Source organism: Phaeocystidibacter marisrubri, from assembly GCF_008933165.1.
Taxonomy (GTDB): Bacteria; Bacteroidota; Bacteroidia; order Flavobacteriales; family Schleiferiaceae; genus Phaeocystidibacter; species Phaeocystidibacter marisrubri.
Map to the genome: position 1 here is coordinate 1,002,734 of NZ_WBVQ01000001.1, position 16,914 is coordinate 1,019,647.

Here is a 16,914-nt window from a genome sequence, read left to right on the forward strand (position 1 = left end):
CCAGCCTACTCCCGCCAGTCTAGCGGTAAGGTTTCAATGTTTAGCTGTCCAGGTTCACGGTAGACATACTTAATCTGTCCTACAAAGGTTCCTTCAGGAAATTGTCTGAGCAGCAGTGGGAGTGTGATTGATTTTATATAATCGAAGTCTTCAGTAGTTTCCAAGTAATTCTCCTTCAAGTGAAGGATGACAGACACATACTTTAAATCTTCACCGTCTTCTATTTGGTCATAGACTACAACATCAGCGGTGAGATAGGAATCCATTTGTGTGGCATAGCGTTGTTCGGTTTCACGGGCGGCACTTTCGTTTAAAGAGCGCTCTACATACCGAACGCTGTGACTCTCAACCTTTGCTTTCAATCCTTCAAGTGGAAGGATCAGAACGATAGCCGCGAATAAATAAGCCAGTATTAGCGCTATTCCAATTTGAGTATAGTTCACTTTAGGTTGTTCACGTTCAAGCGTGTAAGGGACAACTTTGGTTCCTGCTACGAAATCTCCAATTCTTCTGCTAGGACTAGCAAGGGTGACTATCACTTCAATGGGCCACACAACAATGAAGAGATTGCGTACCGTGCACTTCAAGGGAGAAGCTACAGTTCCATCCTTGTAGTTGACAACTTGCAGTTTCGTGGCGCGCTTTCCGATACTTCTGCCATTAATACTGTCTTTACAGAAATACAGAGCGAATCCTATTAAGGCTAGGTATTTATATTCACCTAATAAGTCCATATTCGTTGGCTCATGACTAATTTCAAAAGCCGACATAAATCCTGAGACCATTCCTGGAATGAAGAATATCATCGCGATAAAAGTCATGGCCATGTGGTCCACAATCATGGAGCCTATTCTTGTGCCCGTATTGTTCTTTAGCTCGTTAGTCATTTTAGGAGTCTATGATTAAAGGAAGGCGATCAATCTGCGTGTGATAATAGGCTAAGTGCTATTTAAGCCTGCTAATTAATGCTTCAATATTGCCTTTCCATTTGGGGTAAAGATCTTCATTCTCCATCCAGAGTTCGTTTAATTCTGAATTTTCACTGATGACACGGTTCAATGCTTGTCTTGCAATTTCTTTAAGATCATCTAGTACAAGTTCTCCCTTTAAATCGCGGAATAAATTCACATTACTGATGTCTTTTTCCTCGTCACAGTCCATTGCATACGTTGTCCCGTTTAGGAAATTGTCTAAGTATGCTGCAGAAACAGTTATTCGATGAGCTGAATCGTAATCAAGATAGTCCGATTCATTGGCTGCTTCAAACGATCTTTTGAAAAAGCCTTTCGCATCCGATTCTATCTCATCAAAGAAGTCGTATGCTGTATCGTCGTCAAATATGCCGTAGTCCCAAGCTCCCATAACATTCTGTTTTTTAATTGATTTATTGATGATTACTTCATGATAATTTTGAGAAGTGATGGCCAAGTTTATTCCAGTCTTGCCCGCTGAACCACTCATCTGTTACTGAATTCCATACAATTCACGAACTTTATTCAAGTTGGTCAATTCATCAATTTTATAAAAGTACTTCAGTTGCCAGTCTTGGGTTTTCTCGGCTTGTTTATTTGAGGTTTGATCCCATATCGGATATACTCTAAAGCCTCTTTTCCCGTCTTTCAAGGCTGTGCGTATGTATCCCTTCTTGATCAATACCGATTTTGGAAACACGAATTGTCCTAATTGATCTCTTGATCTTGATTGGACGATGTAAAAATCAAAAGGGTCATTCTCTGAGTGAGGAGCTGTTTCTCCCAGTTGATCTCGCTTCCAGAATGTCACAAATTGCCCAGATTTTTTGGGAGTAGTTTTAGAACTTCTGGAAATGATATTCATTCCATTCAGTTGAAATCTACAAGCATCATACTCAACTCCTTCGCGTTCATTCACCACATTAGTAATGCTCAGCGAAAGCCTATCGTATACTTGTGAATCAACCTCATAAAGGTTCTGATTTAACCCAGTATGCTCTATCATTTGATCTGATTCCTCTAGATTTCAAGTTCGAGAAAATCAAAGATAGCAGAATGTTAATGACCACGCCAAGTGATCATTCCATGGACGGATGGGCAAGCTCCTTACAAGGCCAATGGATGCATTTACACCTTCATTCTAATCTCGTTGACTTCCGACCTGAAAAAGTCTTCCAGACGTTTTGACCCGTATGAGGGTGCTACATTATCGCTCGCCATGGCAGTCATGAAAAACTCTATTGGGCCATAGGTTTTTGAAGAAGTAAACGTTCTTGCCAACCAGATGGTAAATCTACGTGTCCAATCGGGCAAGTGGGTGATTTTTATTGGTTTTCCCCAGGCCTTTAGGGCAAGTTCAGCCAATTCATTCTGACTGAGGACATCCACACCTCCAATAATGGACTCTTTACATCTGGCTTCAGCCTTGTCTACACAAACCGCTGCCAAATCTTCTCCATGTATAGGATTCAGCTTATATCTACCATCGCCAAATAAGTAAACTCGGCCTGACTTTGCCATTTGGAGGAAGTCTCTCATATCCGAGAAAAATCCATTCGGCCGGAAAATACAGTAGTCAATTCCAGCCATCTTGAGTTCATCCACAAATCGCTCTTTAGCCTCGAATATCTTAAGGTGCCGCAATTTGTCTCCGTTTATAGCTGAAGTGTAGTGGAAGGCTTCTACCTGATTGTGCAGCGCCTCTGCTAATAAGTTAGAATTGCCACGGTAATCAACGTCCATATAGGTCAATCCATCTTTTTGTCGGGTAATACCTATGGTGGAGAAAACCCAGTCGATATCCTTCGTAACTCCCACGATCGTTTGGGGTTCGGTAACCTGTCCAATGAAGTAGTCATCTACCGCGTCAAACTTTCGCATCTGATCTTCATGACGGATTAGCACTCTTACCCAATAGCCTCTCTTTTTGAGCTCTTTAACTAAGTATTGCCCTAAGTATCCGGTTGCTCCTGCGACTAAAACTCTCTTTGTTTTCATTGTTTTTTTGACAAAGCTAGAGAGGGGAGTTCGGCTTTCTCTTGACGATCGTCAAGAACGCATCCTCTTGAATACGCGTGCTTTTATTCGACTCAAGGTTTCAGGAGATACGCCCAAAAAGGAGGCTATATATTGCTGAGGCACACGGTGAAACAGTTCACCTTGTGCTACCAATAAATCGAGATAGCGCTCCTCTGCAGATTTGGTGACGAAAGATGCGATTACCTTCTGACAAGTGATGAGTTCATTCTCGGTGGCTATTCGAGCAATAATCTCAAACTTAGGAGCTTCATTCAATAAGCGTTCAATCTTCGATTTTGTGAAGATGAAGAGTTCCGATTGTTCGATCGCTTGATAGTTTTCCATGGCTGGAATATGGAAGGTGTAGCTTTCGCCAGCGCAAATAAATTGACCTTCCGTATAGAAGAACGCCGTTTTATCATTGCCATCTACATTGTAAAAGAGCCTGACACATCCTTTCGTTACAAAATAGATCTCATCTGATACTTTCCCCTCCGTAAATATCACCTCATTCTTGGAGAATACTCTCTTTTCAACGGAATCATGAAGAAGTTGTATTTCCTTATCATTCAGTGAAATGTAAGATTTGATATTTTCAATTAATCTCTCCATGCTTCTAGTTGGAACTCTCGATGTTGATTTTAATAGTCGCCCTTTGTTGCTTATTGATTTCCATCACTTCGGATTCAAAGTATTGTTTCTCCCCAATCCAGTACTTTGATACTCTGTGATTCCAATGTAATGTTTCATGATGAGAAAAAGAGAAATGTAGGGTTTCCGATGTAGTCTGAGGAGTCCATATTGCCCGGAAATTCTAAGCCTCTTTGTCAAGCAAAATAGCGGATGAAGTACATCCCTATTCCAAATACAGCAACGATTAAAATCATCACAAGGCTGATTTTGAAGAATTTCGTTTCATAGTTCCGAATGTCAATTTTCTTGTCCCAAATTTGGAGGTAGACAGCCTCGAAAACGATGCCCAAGATGTAAACCAAATTCGACAGCAAGAATGTAACGAAGTAAAGCTGAATGGGAAACCCTACCAAGAAGGAGTCTGTTGGCTCCAAGAAATACCGACAAGCTCCTAGAGCCAATGCAGCGGATAGGATTAGGGCGTTTAAGATGATGAGTCGAAGGAACAACCAACCCAAGGTTGCCAAAGCATTTAGTGATGTAGATTGTTTGTCCATTGAGCTGAAGAGCTTACTGATTGTATGTCTTTATTCTAACTTCTCTATACTTTTCACTTGGTTCGTGAATAGTCAACTTGTATTTGTACCAGCATAAACAGCTGCAAACCTCATCATTTACCTGTTCATAGTTGAATATAAGAGTATCATTCACAATGGAGTAGTCCCCTAGAAACTCTTGACAACATGCGTCTATAAACTTGAATTCAATGATTGCGCTGGAATCTGAAAAGGTTCGGGATTCAAAATAGACAACCGACCTCTCATGTAACGTATCCTCAAGTGCATCGTCACAAGGTCCGTTCTTCTCAAACTGGAAATTCTTCTCTAGCATTCTAGCCTGGTAGAAAGCCTTCTTTGACAAGGGGGAATTTTGATGGTTGCTATTATCGGTGCGGTTTGTGCATGACAAAACCAGCAGTCCCACTATGATTGAAAGCACGAATCGTATCATTTTCATTGATGGCTAGTGTTTCTTGTAATGGAACTTATTCGCATGCCGAGGAAAGGGTGGGAGCGCCTACTTTCTGTAGTGTACAGTCTAATCTCAGAAGCAAAAACATACATGAGGAGTCTTTTTTAGTCTGTGATTACTTCTTTCCATCGACTAGTTTCCGCGAACTCTTTGATGAGCTCATTTCGGGTCTTCAGAAGTCTTGTCATATATCGTTTGAGGAAAAGCACATCTGCTATTTTTCCTAAGAAGCCAAGAGGTGACTGATAATTGAAAATATCGCGCATGATGGTGGTTTCATTCTTCTCTTCAAAGTGGTGTTGATGGACAAATGAATGAAAGACACCTTGCACCATTTCATCTACAAAATATCTCGGTCGGTCGAATTCGGTGATTTTGGAAGTGAGTGTTTGATAAATACCGAAATGACGAGCTCGCCATTTTACGTGCTCACCCATCGAAATCAATCCAGTCACTACGCCAGAAATAGCCTCCTCGTTTGTTTGGGCGGTCGACAATTTGTGAAGATCTATGCTGCGTGAAAGGTCAAATACCCGTTCGGCAGGTGCGTTGATATATGTCTCTAAAACAATTTTGGGCATTTGCTCTTCTAGGGTTTTGCTGCTCTATCGCTTATCATCTACTTAGGAGTGACCTAATTAGTCATAGAGTATTCACAGCCAGCCATAATTTTCGAGGAGGAAGAAGTAAACTAAAACTCATCGATCTTCATTCTTACTCCTACCAACTCTCTGGTTTAAAACGATAAGAGTAGTGGAAGTAAAGATAATTCCTAGACAGGTGGTTAAAAAACCAGAGTCAATCTCTGTCCTGAGAATAGCCATAGACAACACGGAGCACAGAATAGATACAGCCCCCGACACATTTACAAGAATACTCGCCTTATTCTTTCCTTTGGTTAGGCGTACGATAGAAGAGACGAGTAGAACCAAAACACTAATTAAGGTAATCATGGAGAGCGTGATTACCGCGCCTATACCTTCCGTTGGGTTTTGAGCGTGGGCCGATAGAGATAGCAAGATGACTGATAGGGTGGAGAGTGTAGTTTTCATGGATGGAATGTACGCTTTGTTGCGGTGTTTAAGGGGTTTGAGGTGTTTAAGGTGTTTGAGGTGTTTAAGGTGTTGGATGGCGGGTGAAACAGTTCCTTTCTACTGCGCGAATCCTTTCGCGTGGGAATTGAAGGGGGGGATAGGTTAAGAGTGTTTAAGGGGTTTAATGTGTTTGAGGTGTTGGATGGCGGATGTTGGATGACGGGTGAAACAGTTCCTTTCTACCGCGCGAATCCTTTCGCGTGGGAATTGAAGGGGGGAATAGGTTAAGAGTGTTTAAGAGGTTTAAGGTGTTTGAGGTGTTGGATGGCGGATGTTGGATGACGGGTGAAGAGTTCCTTTCTACCGCACGAATCCTTTCGCATGGGAATTGAAGGGGATGGATGCTAAGTGACGGGTGACGGAGGAAAAGGAGAGTAGGGGGACTTTCATAACACACAAAAGCCCAGCGGAATGCCTGGGCTTTTATACTTCAAGTGCTAAATGTTAGAACTATTGAATGTTCATTAAAAAAGTCTCCAATTGGGAAATTACCCAATCCGGTTCTCCCAAATGTATGTAGTGACCACTATTTGTAGTCTCCAATATTGTCACATTAGCCTTGCCTTCTTGCCAATCTGATAAAAGCTCTTTTTTAAGCTTGGCATTTGTCTCTGTTAAAAAAGAACTTTCTTGATAAGAAGCCAAGATGGTGATTGGGATGCCCGTAGGTAGAGGACATTTTCTCAAGACCGCATCAATACCATCTACTTCTTTCCATTCGTTGTATACCCCAATTGGCTGATTTTTAAAATTATCATCCCAAGCTGTCTTCATTGAGTCGACAGTTTCTGAAGTCATTTCATTGAAAACCGCGTCATACAAATATTCATTTGTGGGATCAATCAGGAATAAGCCAACAACATTGGATGGATAGAGCTCTTGGTACTTTCTAGCAATATGTCCGCCGAGAGAATGACCAACGAACACAATTGGACCATCGATCTCGTTCAGAGTGATCAACGTACGTAAGTCTGAAACCAAGTTATCAATGTTTCTAGGAGATTCGGTAGCTGATGAGCCTCCAATGCCTAAGCGATCGTAAGAAATCGTTTTATAGTTGGCCGAAATACTCGTTTGGACTTGATGCCAATTATTCAGGGGAGTTCCCAAACCCGATTCAAAAATAACAGTTGGACTGCCAGACCCTGTTATGTGAGTATTGAAGTGGACTGTATCCTTCTCTAGTTTACTTTCCTCTGTTGATGTGCTCGGAACACTTTCATTACCCTTTGAATTCACGCATGAAACCATAGGAATAAGTAACAGAAGGTAGATTTTAAATATTTTCATGATGGAAATGTAATAAAGGTTGGTAATACTCTATCCACTAACCAAACCCCATTTTGTGATTGAAAGAACTTTTGTCCTTGTCTGTGCATTTCGCCGGTATTGATAGTCAATACGATTGGCTTTCCATATCGTTTTCCAACTTGATATGCCGTTTCTTTCTCCGATGATAAGTGAACATGTTGTCTTTGACCTTTTATCAGACCTTTTTCTTGGATAGACAAGAGGTTTTTCTCTGCCGTCCCATGAAAGAGCTTCTCAGGTGGGACTTTTTCTTTCAATTCTAAGTCCACTTCGATGGAGTGCCCTTGATTGGCTCTTATTTTTGAAAAGTCTGCTGAAAACAGGAATCTCTTCTTGTCGTTATTTTCTACTACAGTTTTGAGCTCATCAAAGGTCAAACTAAGGTCGTTGCTGTTGACTTTTTCTAACAACTCTTTAGTGTCGGCCCACCCATTTTTATCCAAGGTCAAACCAATTGTATCTGGTCTGTGTCTCAAGACCAAACTCAGGAATTTACTTGTCTTTATTTGTTCTTTTTGAGTCATGAATGTATGTGTTCTAACGATTTGTATGTGTCTTCTGGCGGCTTCGAAGCGATTTTCTATCTGTCAGTACCAAACTACGAATTGAAGACTTTGCTAGTAGCTGTTCACCCGCTATGTGCGTTGATATAGCCCTTTTTTTACTTTTTCTTTCCATCTCTTCAATGTGTCAAGAGGTACTTATTTAAGTGCGCTACTGGATTCTAATGTTCGCCTTTAGAACTGGTTCCTAATCCCAGAAGAAATAAAGTGAGGAAGGTTAGGAGAGCATAGAATTTAAACGAATGACGTTTGGACGTGATGGATATCATGTAGAGCTGTAGTCTTCTGAGAGTGTCAGAAAGATAATGATTATAGGAGTAGAAATCTCTGGGGTCCTTGGAGTCAACCTGCGTATGTAGCCATTGCGTCAAACCCTACAGAGTTAGTATTACCGGATGATGGACATTAGGAATACCTTACGTTCACAAAAAAAAAAGAGAGCCCTTTGGCTCCCTTTCCATATCATCTCAACACGACTATTCTTAGTCAACCAAGTCTTCTACATGGCTGGTTAGTGCATCTTCGTGCATCATTACGCTGATGGTTTTCATGCGTACATAGGCTTCAGAAGCGTAGATGTACCCAGTGCGGAAGTCATTCTCGCGATCGCCCCAGCTGTTCTTAACAATGTAGTAGATGTTGCCGTTTTGATCTTTCACTTTACCGGTGATTTGCATAGCGTGATCGTCGGTTGTCTCATAGTTGTCGTAGCTAGCTTGACGAATTTCTGGAGTTACTTCCATTTGTGCTACAGGAGCTTCAAAACAAGCTGTCTTTTCAGCCGATTCCATATCGTCCCATCCCGCAGGAGCAAGTGCCAAACCTGTTGGAAGGCTGAACCAACCTCTTTCGATATCAGCAGCCCAAGCAACGGTGTACCCTTCTTCCAAAGCATGGTCGATGTTCTTCATCATCTCATCCAACTCTACATTGATAGAGCTTCCCCAAGTCCAGTTGTCTTGTACTTGAATCTGAACTTCGGTGTCGTATGGATTATGTGTCCAAGAAGTCAATTGGATATACTCGTCTGGATCAATTCCCACCACGTCGTCCGCAAAACTGCGTGGAGTGTACTTCTTGCCGTTGTATTCAAATTCAGCAGGATATTCACCTAGATACGCGCTTAGGTAGGCGTCAAAACCTATTTTCCAAGCTGGAGTAATACCCGAGCGATTCTTGTTCTCGATAACAGCATCGAGAATTCCTTTCAAAGCTGCTTCCAATTCTCCGTGCTCGTTCATTTCGGTACCGTAGTTCAAACCGCGATATACTTCTTCAGGAACGGCGCCGTAATGCTTAATTACGTACATCACATCTGGAAGAGCACCACCTTGTGCGAAGTTCAAGAATCCGTGGAGACGAACGTATTTGTCAGCTTTGTCAATGTAAACCTGACGAACGGTGAACATTTCCGATAGATCGATAGGGTCTTTACCCATGCGAATCATTTCGGACTCAACAAATGAACTGGTAGCGTAGCTCCAACAAGTACCTGAAGAGTACTGGTTTTTCACTGGAGTTGCTTCAAGGTCAATAAGGGTTTCGAATTGGTAACCCGGACCCGCTTCTGTGGCGTTAGCATTGGCTTGGTTTACCAAGTTATCTTGACCAAAGGCAGAAAGCGATAGCGCTCCTATAAGTGGAAGGATAGCGTATTTCATGTGTGTATTTTGGATTAATTGAATTTTTGCGGGGCCGCAATATAAGGTACAAGCGGCAATATGGAGTAGGGGGCATAAAAAAAGAGGCCGCAATGGGCCTCTTTCTGTAGCTATATTCCAATGGTTACACGAATTGAGAAGACACTTTCGCGTTCTTCGGGCCTTCGCTGTAATCGTAAAATCCTTCACCTGATTTAGCTCCCAGCTTTCCAGCTGTAACCATGTTTACCAACAGTGGACAAGGGGCGTATTTAGGGTTGCCCAAGCCTTCGTACAATACATTTAAGATGCTCATACATACGTCCAAGCCAATGAAGTCGGCCAATTGAAGTGGTCCCATTGGATGAGCCATTCCCAGCTTCATGATGGAATCGATTTCTTCCACGCCTGCAACTCCTTCGTGAAGAGAAATGATGGCTTCGTTGATCATTGGCATAAGGATTCTGTTCGCAACAAAACCAGGGTAGTCGTTACATGGAACTGGAATCTTGTTGAGTTTCTTTGAAAGTTCAACAATGGCCTCAGTTGTTTCATCACTGGTGCTGTAACCGCGGATGATCTCAATCAACTTCATTACAGGAACTGGGTTCATGAAGTGCATGCCAATCACTTTCTCTGGACGCTTAGTAGCTGCCGCGATTTTGGTGATGGAAATAGAGGAAGTATTCGATGCCAGAATGCACGACTCTTTAGTGAGTTCATCCAATTGACGGAATAAGTCGAGCTTGATATCTACTCGCTCTGTAGCTGCTTCAACCACTAAGTCGGCTTTCTCAACCGACGATTTTAGATCCGTAGAGGTTGAAAGTCGACCCAAAGCGGCGTTCTTGTCGTCTTCTGAAATCAGCTCTTTAACAACTTGGCGATCCATGTTCTTCGTGATGGTTGCCACAGCGCGATCTAAGCTGGATTGGTGGATATCGTATAGATTGACGTTGTATCCGAACTGCGCAAATACGTGAGCGATGCCGTTACCCATGGTTCCGGCTCCAATAACAGTAATGTTCTGCATGTCCTTGATTTGTGGTTATTCTATTTGCCTCTTCCTTGCAAAACTATCAAAATGGTATAGAAGAGGATCTTTAAATCGTTGAAGAAACTGACGTTCTCGATGTAGATCAAATCGAACTTGAGACGTTCGATCATTTCATCTACGGTGGAAGCGTATCCGAATTTTACCATCCCCCAAGAGGTGATCCCGGGCTTTACTTTTTGAATGTGCTTGTAATGTGGCGCTTTGTCCATGATCTTGTCAATGTAATACTGACGCTCCGGACGCGGACCAACGATGCTCATCTCACCGATCAATACATTGTAAAACTGAGGAAACTCGTCTAAGCGATACTTTCGCATGATGCGTCCCCACGGAGTAATTCTGTCATCCGCATCACTGGAGAGCTGCGGACCATGCTTTTCAGCATCTTCGTACATGCTTCGGAACTTGATGATGTGGAAGGGTTTTCCATGGATTCCAATGCGCTGCTGACGGTAGAAGATCTTCCCTGGAGAACTCTGCCAAACCATGATTCCGCAGAAGATGAGTAGAGGGGAAATCAACAACAAGAGGATGGAGGAGGCCAAGATGTCGAATACGCGTTTTGCGGTCCGTTGCCATACTGGCATTATCTCGTGCTTCACCTCGATAAGCGGAATGCCATAGGATTCCATACGTACTTTCCCCACAATAATGTCGTAGGTATCAGGAATGGATTTCACACGTACATCGTGATCTTCCAGCAAGTTGATGATGGCTTCTAGCTTTTCGTGTTCGCGTGACTCAATGGCAATGAGAACTTCTTCCACTTGGTATTCGTCGATGATTCGACTCATTTCCTTGTAGTTGCCAAGTAGGGGAAGATCCTTTTCTACCAAGAATTCGATTTTTTCCTGAACCGAAACGAAACCGACAAAGTGGTGTCCCGTAGTGTTTCGTTGGTTTTCGATATCCGAGTAGAGTTTAACGGCCTTCTCATTCGAACCAACCAACAGTGTGTTGAACCATAGTTTTCTTGCTTGAATTCTTCGGTTCGTGCGGGTAGAGAGAATGAAACGGAAAGTAACGGTAGGAATGATGAGGGTTACGAGGTATACTGCAAAACTCTCATAGTAATCTTTATAGGTGGCCACCCAATCATCTAAGATGAAAACGAAGAAAATGACAAGTGATCCAAGTACGTTAGAACCAATGGTTTGGAAGATTTCAACCAATCGAGATCGTCGCCAAATATCTTTGTAAAACCCTAATAAGGTATAGAGTAGAAGCCAGTAAGCAGTGGTGAAGAATAGCCCTTGATAAAAGATGTTGTCGTATGGGATATTCTCAACAGGGAATACATCAGGTTCGATGTACTGCTTTCGAAAAGTGTACAACACGGCATAGGCCATCAATGCACCCAGTGCATCAAAAGCTACGTAGAGAGCAATCTGCCTACGCGTATTCTTTTTCATCAATAAACCAGCTTGATGTTATCGAAGAGGAGTTCTTTTGGACCGTTTCCTTTGAGATTGACACCTCCTAGGAAGATTCTAAACCCTTCAGCATTTGGGTAAGCGCTAATTTCAGAAACTAGATTGATGTAAATTTTTTGCCACTCGTCGTTCGGGTACAAGCTCACCACAGGAACTTGATCCACTTGTCCCTCGGCATTTCGGAAAACTCCCACCGTTACAACAGCATCAATCTTGTAATTCATTTCGAGGTATACGTTCGCTCCACCTGCCGGTAGGTCGGTGTATTCTTTTACGGATACCACTTCAAAGAGGAGGTCATCATCCCCGAGGTAAGAGTAGCCTACCGCTGTGTTTTCCTCGTCTATAGAAGGATCTACATTGAGATATTGAGAATCGGTGGAGCGGACTAAACCGGTATCGGCTCGAACGGAACGTTCAAAGGCCAATGAAAGTCCTTCAAAATCCTCAAGGTTATCGTAGGTGTAGAAGGTACGAGCACTATAGGTTACCTCTGCGATACTATCACCGCTGGCATTGGGCCAATAGTCTTTATTCTCCTCAAAATTGAAGGTTTGTTCGTACTCCGTATAGAATTCATAAATATTCCTAAGGCTCTGAATGCCATTCAAGTTGATGCCTGGAGTTAAAGTGATTCTATGAGATCCTGTGGCCGCAATGGGAACCACGGCTGGAAGTTCAAAAACGCCGATATACTCTCCATCCACCTCCACCCAAACGGTAGTAATTCTACTGGATGAAGTCCCGTGTTTAGCGTAGTCGGCATTCACCTTCATTGCGTCAACATGAAGATAGGCAGGAACAATTGCGGGATCCTTTTTACAACCGGTAAGAACAAGTCCGAGGAGGACTAGAGAATAGATGTACTTCATTATTTAGAAATCACGTTCAAGGAGTTTTCCAATTGTTCGGAAATTTGATGGGCTACTTCCAGTGCTCGGTAGCCATCCTCCAAGGTAACGTCTGGTGTATGGTTATTATTGATTGCGTCAGCTAATGCTTTGAGCTCATCTTTAATAGCATTTCCCTCTTCAACTTTAGGTTGTTCAAAGTAGATCTGCTTCTTGCTGCCATCTGGAAGGTCGAGAACCATGGCGTATGGATTCTCTTCGGTTGATTCGTGTGTTTTCATACGAACCACTTCCGCAGTCTTTTCAAAGTAATCTACGGTGATGTAGGCATCTTTCTGGAACAAGCGCGATTTGCGCATGGTCTTCATGGAAATCCTACTTGCCGTTAAATTGGCAACACAACCATTGTCAAATTCAATTCGTGCATTGGCAATATCAGGTGTGTCACTAACCACTGCAGCACCGCTTGCTGAAATGCGCTTCACATTCGATTTCACCACTGCCAAAATGCTGTCGATATCATGAATCATCAAGTCCATCACAACCGACACATCCGTTCCTCTTGGATTAAATTCCGAAAGTCGATGGTTTTCAATAAACATCGGTGATTGTATAAACGGACGCGCAGCCACAAAGGCTGGGTTGTATCGCTCAACGTGTCCTACTTGTGCTTTGATACCAGCTTCTTCGCTGAGTTTGATCAACGTTCGGGCCTGCTCAATGGTGTGAGTGATGGGTTTCTCAATAAATACGTGTCTAGACCGACGAATGGCAGTAACTGCACAATTAAAATGAGAAAGCGTAGGGGTGACAATATCGATGACATCAACGTCTTCAACCAATGCTTCAACGCTGTCGTAACGCTTCAATCCAGTGGCTTCCACTGCGGCTGCAGCCTCATTATTCGGATCGTAAAACCCTACCAATGAATACGTTTCTGGTAGTAAACCGATGCACTTAATGTGAATCTTCCCTAGATGTCCTGCTCCGAGAACGCCTATTTTTAGCGGCATAGTAACTCTACTTTGAGTTCAAAGGTAAGGCAAAATGACAGGAAGAATGGCAGACTGATTGTAATCGATTTTGCACTTTGGTTTGTTAATTTCGTGGCGCCGATTCAACCATGAGAAAAGATACCCCAAAACATCAGGGCTTGCGAAACCAGTTGGTGGAGGTCCTACGTGAAAAAGGTGTGAACAACGAAGCCGTATTGACTGCGATTTCGAAGGTTCCACGTCATTTGTATATGGATAGCTCCTTTGAGCAATACGCCTACCGAGATCAGGCGTTTCCTATTCGCGCAAACCAAACGATTTCTCAGCCTTACACAGTAGCTGTCCAAAGTGATTTGCTCGGGGTTTCTGAAGGAGATAAGGTTCTCGAAATCGGAACAGGCTCTGGATATCAGGCCGCTGTTCTTTGCGAGATGGGAGTGAAGGTTTTTACGGTTGAACGTCAAAAGGAACTCTTTGATCACACGAGTGTTTTGTTGCAACAATTGGGATACAAGCCTACCGCTAAGTTTGGCGATGGTTATAAAGGGATGCCCACGTTTGCACCTTTTGATGGTATCGTAGTAACGGCTGCGGCTCCAGAAATTCCCAAAGCTCTTCTGGCTCAACTCAAAGTGGGAGGGAGATTGGTGATACCGGTTGGAGCTGTAGACGCTGTACAAACGATGTATTGCATCACACGAAAGAGCGAAAAACAGTTTTCGAGAGCGGTGCATGGCGACTTCCGTTTTGTTCCGATGCTATCCGATAAGGAATAGTCGCCCGTTTACTTACCTTTGTTCGCTCATGAAAAATGATGTCCTCATAAAAAACCGCAAGGCTCGTCACGATTACGAGTTACTGGAAACCTTTACCGCAGGCTTGAAATTGCAGGGAACGGAGATTAAGTCCATTCGTCAAGGCAAGGCCAACTTAGCGGATAGCTATTGCTATTTTGAAGGAGAGGAATTGTTTGTGAAGAACATGCACATTGCTGAGTACGATCACGGCAATATTTTCAACCACGATCCACTGCGCGAACGCAAGTTGCTTCTTTCTAGACGAGAATTAGACAAGCTTCAGAAGAAGTTAAAAGATCAAGGGTTAACCATCGTAACCCTTCGTTTGTACATCAACGACAGAGGATGGGCCAAGCTAGATATCGCCTTGGCAAAGGGTAAGAAGCAACACGACAAGCGCGACACGTTGAAAGAGAAACAACAGAAGCGCGACATGGATAGAGCCAAGGCTTCATATTGAGGAATTCCGCTCTTTCTTGATTACTTTTGCGGCAAATTCTCCGCATGTACAAGTCGATCATTCGTCCCATTTTATTCCAACTCAATCCTGAGTCGGCACACCACTTCACATTTAAATTTGTCAAGGTCATTCACCGCATTCCCGGTGTAGGCGCTATGCTTCGTTCGGCCTTTAGAGTGGAGGATAAATCCCTTGAACGTGAAGTTTTTGGTATTGTATTTCCAAATCCCGTTGGACTAGCCGCTGGCTTTGATAAGGATGCCAAACTCTACAAGGAGCTGTATAATTTTGGGTTTGGCTTTATTGAAATAGGGACTTTAACCCCAGTTGGGCAACCGGGAAACCCCAAGCCTCGCATGTTCCGCTTGCCGATGGATAGTGGATTGATCAACAGAATGGGCTTCAATAACAGTGGGGTAGATAGTGCGGTAGAGCGACTCAAGAAGAGAAACCCAAAGCTCATCATTGGAGGGAACATCGGTAAGAATAAGGTAACCCCAAATGAAGAAGCCACAAGCGATTACGTAAAGTGCTTCAATGCTTTGTACGATTACGTAGACTATTTTGTGGTGAATGTGAGTTCTCCCAACACTCCAAACTTACGAGAACTACAAGACAAAGAACCACTTACAGAGTTGTTGAATACACTGGAAGAGCTCAACAAAACCAAACCAGCACGAAAACCAATTCTACTTAAAATTGCTCCAGATGTTACAGATGGACAATTAGTGGACATCGTGGATATCATTCGTGAGTCAGGTATCGATGGGGTAATTGCCACCAACACGACAATAGATAGATCTGGACTCATCACTGATGCAAAATACGTAGAGAGCATAGGTGCTGGTGGACTCAGTGGAGCTCCGGTAAAGGATAAGAGCACTGCGGTAATCAAACGCTTGGCAGAGCTTTCCAAGGGAAGTTTCCCCATCATCGCTGTTGGAGGGATCTACACCGCTGCAGATGCAAAAGAGAAACTAGACGCTGGAGCTAGTTTGGTTCAAGTATATACTGGCTTCATTTACGAAGGCCCAGGTATGGTGAAGAGGATATTGAAAGGACTTTAGTCTTCAGCGCGGAGGCACCAGACTAAAACCCCTCAAACCCCTCAAACCTCGCAAACTCCTAAAACCCCATTAAATCGTATCTTCGCACTGGCTCAAAAATCAACAAAGGAAATGGCTCAAGAATCCCGCATGCAAATCGTGGAATGTCCGCGTGATGCGATGCAAGGCATACATCCGTTTATTCCCACACAGCGTAAGATCGACTACATCAACAGTTTGTTGAAAGTAGGGTTTGATACAATAGATTTTGGATCTTTTGTTTCTGAAAAGGCGATTCCTCAATTGAGAGATACACGAGAGGTAGTGGAGAAGTTAGAATTGGATCAAACCGACTCAAGACTACTCAGTATAGTGGCCAATGTTCGAGGAGCGGAGGCAGCATGCGAATACGATGTTATCGATGACTTGGGGTTCCCATTTTCACTTTCTGAAACCTTTCAACAGCGAAACACCAACAGGAGCATGATGGAGGCTTTTGATGTGGTGAAGGCCATTAGCGAATTGACACACAAGCACGATAAGCGCTTGGTGGTTTATTTAAGTATGGGGTTTGGCAATCCGTATGATGAACCTTGGAGTGTAGAGATAGTAGAAGAGTGGGCAGAAAAAATGGTGAGTAAGGGGGTGAAAGTACTCTCCTTGTCTGATACCATCGGAACCTCAAACCCAGATAGCATTGATTATCTATTTAGCAATCTCATTCCTCGTTTCGATGGCGTACTCTTCGGAGCGCATTTACACACTACACCGTCTACTTGGTTTGAAAAAGTAGATGCTGCTTGGCGCGCTGGTTGCCGGAGGTTTGACGGAGCTATTAAGGGATTCGGTGGTTGTCCAATGGCAGCCGATGATCTTGTTGGCAACATGCCAACCGAGAAGTTGCTAAACTATGCGGCTCAAAATCAGATACGTACAGGGGTGAATGGCTTGGCCTTTGAATCCTCTTACAATGAAGCCTTAAAAACGTTTCCAACCGCGATAGGAATTTAAC

At 43.2% G+C, this 16,914-nt stretch carries 19 protein-coding genes; 4 read left to right on the forward strand and 15 right to left on the reverse strand.

Going from position 1 to position 16,914, the window contains the following annotated elements:
• Positions 1–5: 5 nt before the first annotated feature.
• The 15 genes from F8C82_RS04490 to F8C82_RS04560 form a co-directional block, all read right to left on the reverse strand.
• Positions 6–887: an RDD family protein gene (locus F8C82_RS04490; RefSeq protein WP_151692355.1), complete on the reverse strand. Its 882-nt coding sequence runs from the start codon at positions 885–887 to the stop codon at positions 6–8.
• A 58-nt stretch (positions 888–945) separates the two neighbouring features.
• The gene (locus F8C82_RS04495; RefSeq protein WP_223279442.1) at positions 946–1,461 is read right to left on the reverse strand and encodes a DUF4259 domain-containing protein; all 516 of its coding nucleotides are present in this window, start codon (positions 1,459–1,461) and stop codon (positions 946–948) included.
• 3 nt (positions 1,462–1,464) lie between these two features.
• Positions 1,465–1,977, reverse strand: a complete 513-nt coding sequence (locus F8C82_RS04500) for a MepB family protein (RefSeq protein ID WP_151692356.1) — start codon at positions 1,975–1,977, stop codon at positions 1,465–1,467.
• A gap of 122 nt (positions 1,978–2,099) precedes the next feature.
• Positions 2,100–2,969: an SDR family oxidoreductase gene (locus tag F8C82_RS04505; protein WP_151692357.1), complete on the reverse strand. Its 870-nt coding sequence runs from the start codon at positions 2,967–2,969 to the stop codon at positions 2,100–2,102.
• A gap of 51 nt (positions 2,970–3,020) precedes the next feature.
• Positions 3,021–3,602, reverse strand: coding sequence for a Crp/Fnr family transcriptional regulator (locus F8C82_RS04510; RefSeq protein WP_151692358.1), 582 nt, complete (start codon positions 3,600–3,602; stop codon positions 3,021–3,023).
• Between the two features lie 215 nt (positions 3,603–3,817).
• A complete protein-coding gene (locus tag F8C82_RS04515; RefSeq protein WP_151692359.1) occupies positions 3,818–4,180 on the reverse strand; it encodes a hypothetical protein in 363 nt (120 codons plus the stop codon).
• A gap of 579 nt (positions 4,181–4,759) precedes the next feature.
• The gene (locus F8C82_RS04520) at positions 4,760–5,236 is read right to left on the reverse strand and encodes an SRPBCC family protein (RefSeq protein ID WP_151692360.1); all 477 of its coding nucleotides are present in this window, start codon (positions 5,234–5,236) and stop codon (positions 4,760–4,762) included.
• Between the two features lie 117 nt (positions 5,237–5,353).
• Complete coding sequence (locus tag F8C82_RS04525; RefSeq protein WP_151692361.1) at positions 5,354–5,707, reverse strand: hypothetical protein; 354 nt, start codon at positions 5,705–5,707, stop codon at positions 5,354–5,356.
• 492 nt (positions 5,708–6,199) lie between these two features.
• Positions 6,200–7,039, reverse strand: a complete 840-nt coding sequence (locus F8C82_RS04530) for an alpha/beta fold hydrolase (RefSeq protein ID WP_151692362.1) — start codon at positions 7,037–7,039, stop codon at positions 6,200–6,202.
• Positions 7,036–7,584, reverse strand: coding sequence for an RNA 2'-phosphotransferase (locus F8C82_RS04535; protein ID WP_151692363.1), 549 nt, complete (start codon positions 7,582–7,584; stop codon positions 7,036–7,038). The genes F8C82_RS04530 and F8C82_RS04535 overlap by 4 nt, the downstream gene beginning before the upstream one ends.
• 521 nt (positions 7,585–8,105) lie before the next feature.
• A complete protein-coding gene (locus F8C82_RS04540) occupies positions 8,106–9,284 on the reverse strand; it encodes a C1 family peptidase (RefSeq protein WP_151692364.1) in 1,179 nt (392 codons plus the stop codon).
• Positions 9,285–9,408: 124 nt separating this feature from the next.
• Entirely contained in the window at positions 9,409–10,296 is an 888-nt protein-coding gene (locus tag F8C82_RS04545; protein ID WP_151692365.1) for a 3-hydroxyacyl-CoA dehydrogenase family protein, read from the reverse strand.
• Between the two features lie 20 nt (positions 10,297–10,316).
• Entirely contained in the window at positions 10,317–11,732 is a 1,416-nt protein-coding gene (locus F8C82_RS04550; RefSeq protein WP_151692366.1) for a sugar transferase, read from the reverse strand.
• Positions 11,732–12,625 (reverse strand): hypothetical protein, encoded by an 894-nt coding sequence (locus F8C82_RS04555; protein WP_151692367.1) that lies wholly within the window; start codon positions 12,623–12,625, stop codon positions 11,732–11,734. The genes F8C82_RS04550 and F8C82_RS04555 overlap by 1 nt, the downstream gene beginning before the upstream one ends.
• A complete protein-coding gene (locus F8C82_RS04560; RefSeq protein WP_151692368.1) occupies positions 12,625–13,617 on the reverse strand; it encodes a Gfo/Idh/MocA family protein in 993 nt (330 codons plus the stop codon). The genes F8C82_RS04555 and F8C82_RS04560 overlap by 1 nt, the downstream gene beginning before the upstream one ends.
• Before the next feature lie 110 nt (positions 13,618–13,727).
• On the opposite strand from F8C82_RS04560, the gene F8C82_RS04565 reads away from it, so the two are divergent.
• The 4 genes from F8C82_RS04565 to F8C82_RS04580 all read left to right on the forward strand — a co-directional run bounded on the left by F8C82_RS04565 (position 13,728) and on the right by F8C82_RS04580 (position 16,913).
• Entirely contained in the window at positions 13,728–14,375 is a 648-nt protein-coding gene (locus tag F8C82_RS04565; RefSeq protein WP_151692369.1) for a protein-L-isoaspartate(D-aspartate) O-methyltransferase, read from the forward strand.
• Positions 14,376–14,403: 28 nt separating this feature from the next.
• Positions 14,404–14,856: an SsrA-binding protein SmpB gene (gene smpB / locus F8C82_RS04570; RefSeq protein WP_151692370.1), complete on the forward strand. Its 453-nt coding sequence runs from the start codon at positions 14,404–14,406 to the stop codon at positions 14,854–14,856.
• 44 nt (positions 14,857–14,900) lie between these two features.
• Positions 14,901–15,923, forward strand: coding sequence for a quinone-dependent dihydroorotate dehydrogenase (locus tag F8C82_RS04575; protein ID WP_151692371.1), 1,023 nt, complete (start codon positions 14,901–14,903; stop codon positions 15,921–15,923).
• A 111-nt stretch (positions 15,924–16,034) separates the two neighbouring features.
• Positions 16,035–16,913: a hydroxymethylglutaryl-CoA lyase gene (locus F8C82_RS04580; protein ID WP_151692372.1), complete on the forward strand. Its 879-nt coding sequence runs from the start codon at positions 16,035–16,037 to the stop codon at positions 16,911–16,913.
• Position 16,914 lies beyond the last annotated feature (1 nt).

Bases quoted from the DNA above. Each gene is read 5' to 3' on its own strand.
- F8C82_RS04490 (WP_151692355.1), bottom strand. From the start codon at position 887: ATGACTAACGAGCTAAAGAACAATACGGGCACAAGAATAGGCTCCATG.
- F8C82_RS04495 (WP_223279442.1), bottom strand. From the start codon at position 1,461: ATGAGTGGTTCAGCGGGCAAGACTGGAATAAACTTGGCCATCACTTCT.
- F8C82_RS04500 (WP_151692356.1), bottom strand. From the start codon at position 1,977: ATGATAGAGCATACTGGGTTAAATCAGAACCTTTATGAGGTTGATTCA.
- F8C82_RS04505 (WP_151692357.1), bottom strand. From the start codon at position 2,969: ATGAAAACAAAGAGAGTTTTAGTCGCAGGAGCAACCGGATACTTAGGG.
- F8C82_RS04510 (WP_151692358.1), bottom strand. From the start codon at position 3,602: ATGGAGAGATTAATTGAAAATATCAAATCTTACATTTCACTGAATGAT.
- F8C82_RS04515 (WP_151692359.1), bottom strand. From the start codon at position 4,180: ATGGACAAACAATCTACATCACTAAATGCTTTGGCAACCTTGGGTTGG.
- F8C82_RS04520 (WP_151692360.1), bottom strand. From the start codon at position 5,236: ATGCCCAAAATTGTTTTAGAGACATATATCAACGCACCTGCCGAACGG.
- F8C82_RS04525 (WP_151692361.1), bottom strand. From the start codon at position 5,707: ATGAAAACTACACTCTCCACCCTATCAGTCATCTTGCTATCTCTATCG.
- F8C82_RS04530 (WP_151692362.1), bottom strand. From the start codon at position 7,039: ATGAAAATATTTAAAATCTACCTTCTGTTACTTATTCCTATGGTTTCA.
- F8C82_RS04535 (WP_151692363.1), bottom strand. From the start codon at position 7,584: ATGACTCAAAAAGAACAAATAAAGACAAGTAAATTCCTGAGTTTGGTC.
- F8C82_RS04540 (WP_151692364.1), bottom strand. From the start codon at position 9,284: ATGAAATACGCTATCCTTCCACTTATAGGAGCGCTATCGCTTTCTGCC.
- F8C82_RS04545 (WP_151692365.1), bottom strand. From the start codon at position 10,296: ATGCAGAACATTACTGTTATTGGAGCCGGAACCATGGGTAACGGCATC.
- F8C82_RS04550 (WP_151692366.1), bottom strand. From the start codon at position 11,732: ATGAAAAAGAATACGCGTAGGCAGATTGCTCTCTACGTAGCTTTTGAT.
- F8C82_RS04555 (WP_151692367.1), bottom strand. From the start codon at position 12,625: ATGAAGTACATCTATTCTCTAGTCCTCCTCGGACTTGTTCTTACCGGT.
- F8C82_RS04560 (WP_151692368.1), bottom strand. From the start codon at position 13,617: ATGCCGCTAAAAATAGGCGTTCTCGGAGCAGGACATCTAGGGAAGATT.
- F8C82_RS04565 (WP_151692369.1), top strand. From the start codon at position 13,728: ATGAGAAAAGATACCCCAAAACATCAGGGCTTGCGAAACCAGTTGGTG.
- smpB (WP_151692370.1), top strand. From the start codon at position 14,404: ATGAAAAATGATGTCCTCATAAAAAACCGCAAGGCTCGTCACGATTAC.
- F8C82_RS04575 (WP_151692371.1), top strand. From the start codon at position 14,901: ATGTACAAGTCGATCATTCGTCCCATTTTATTCCAACTCAATCCTGAG.
- F8C82_RS04580 (WP_151692372.1), top strand. From the start codon at position 16,035: ATGGCTCAAGAATCCCGCATGCAAATCGTGGAATGTCCGCGTGATGCG.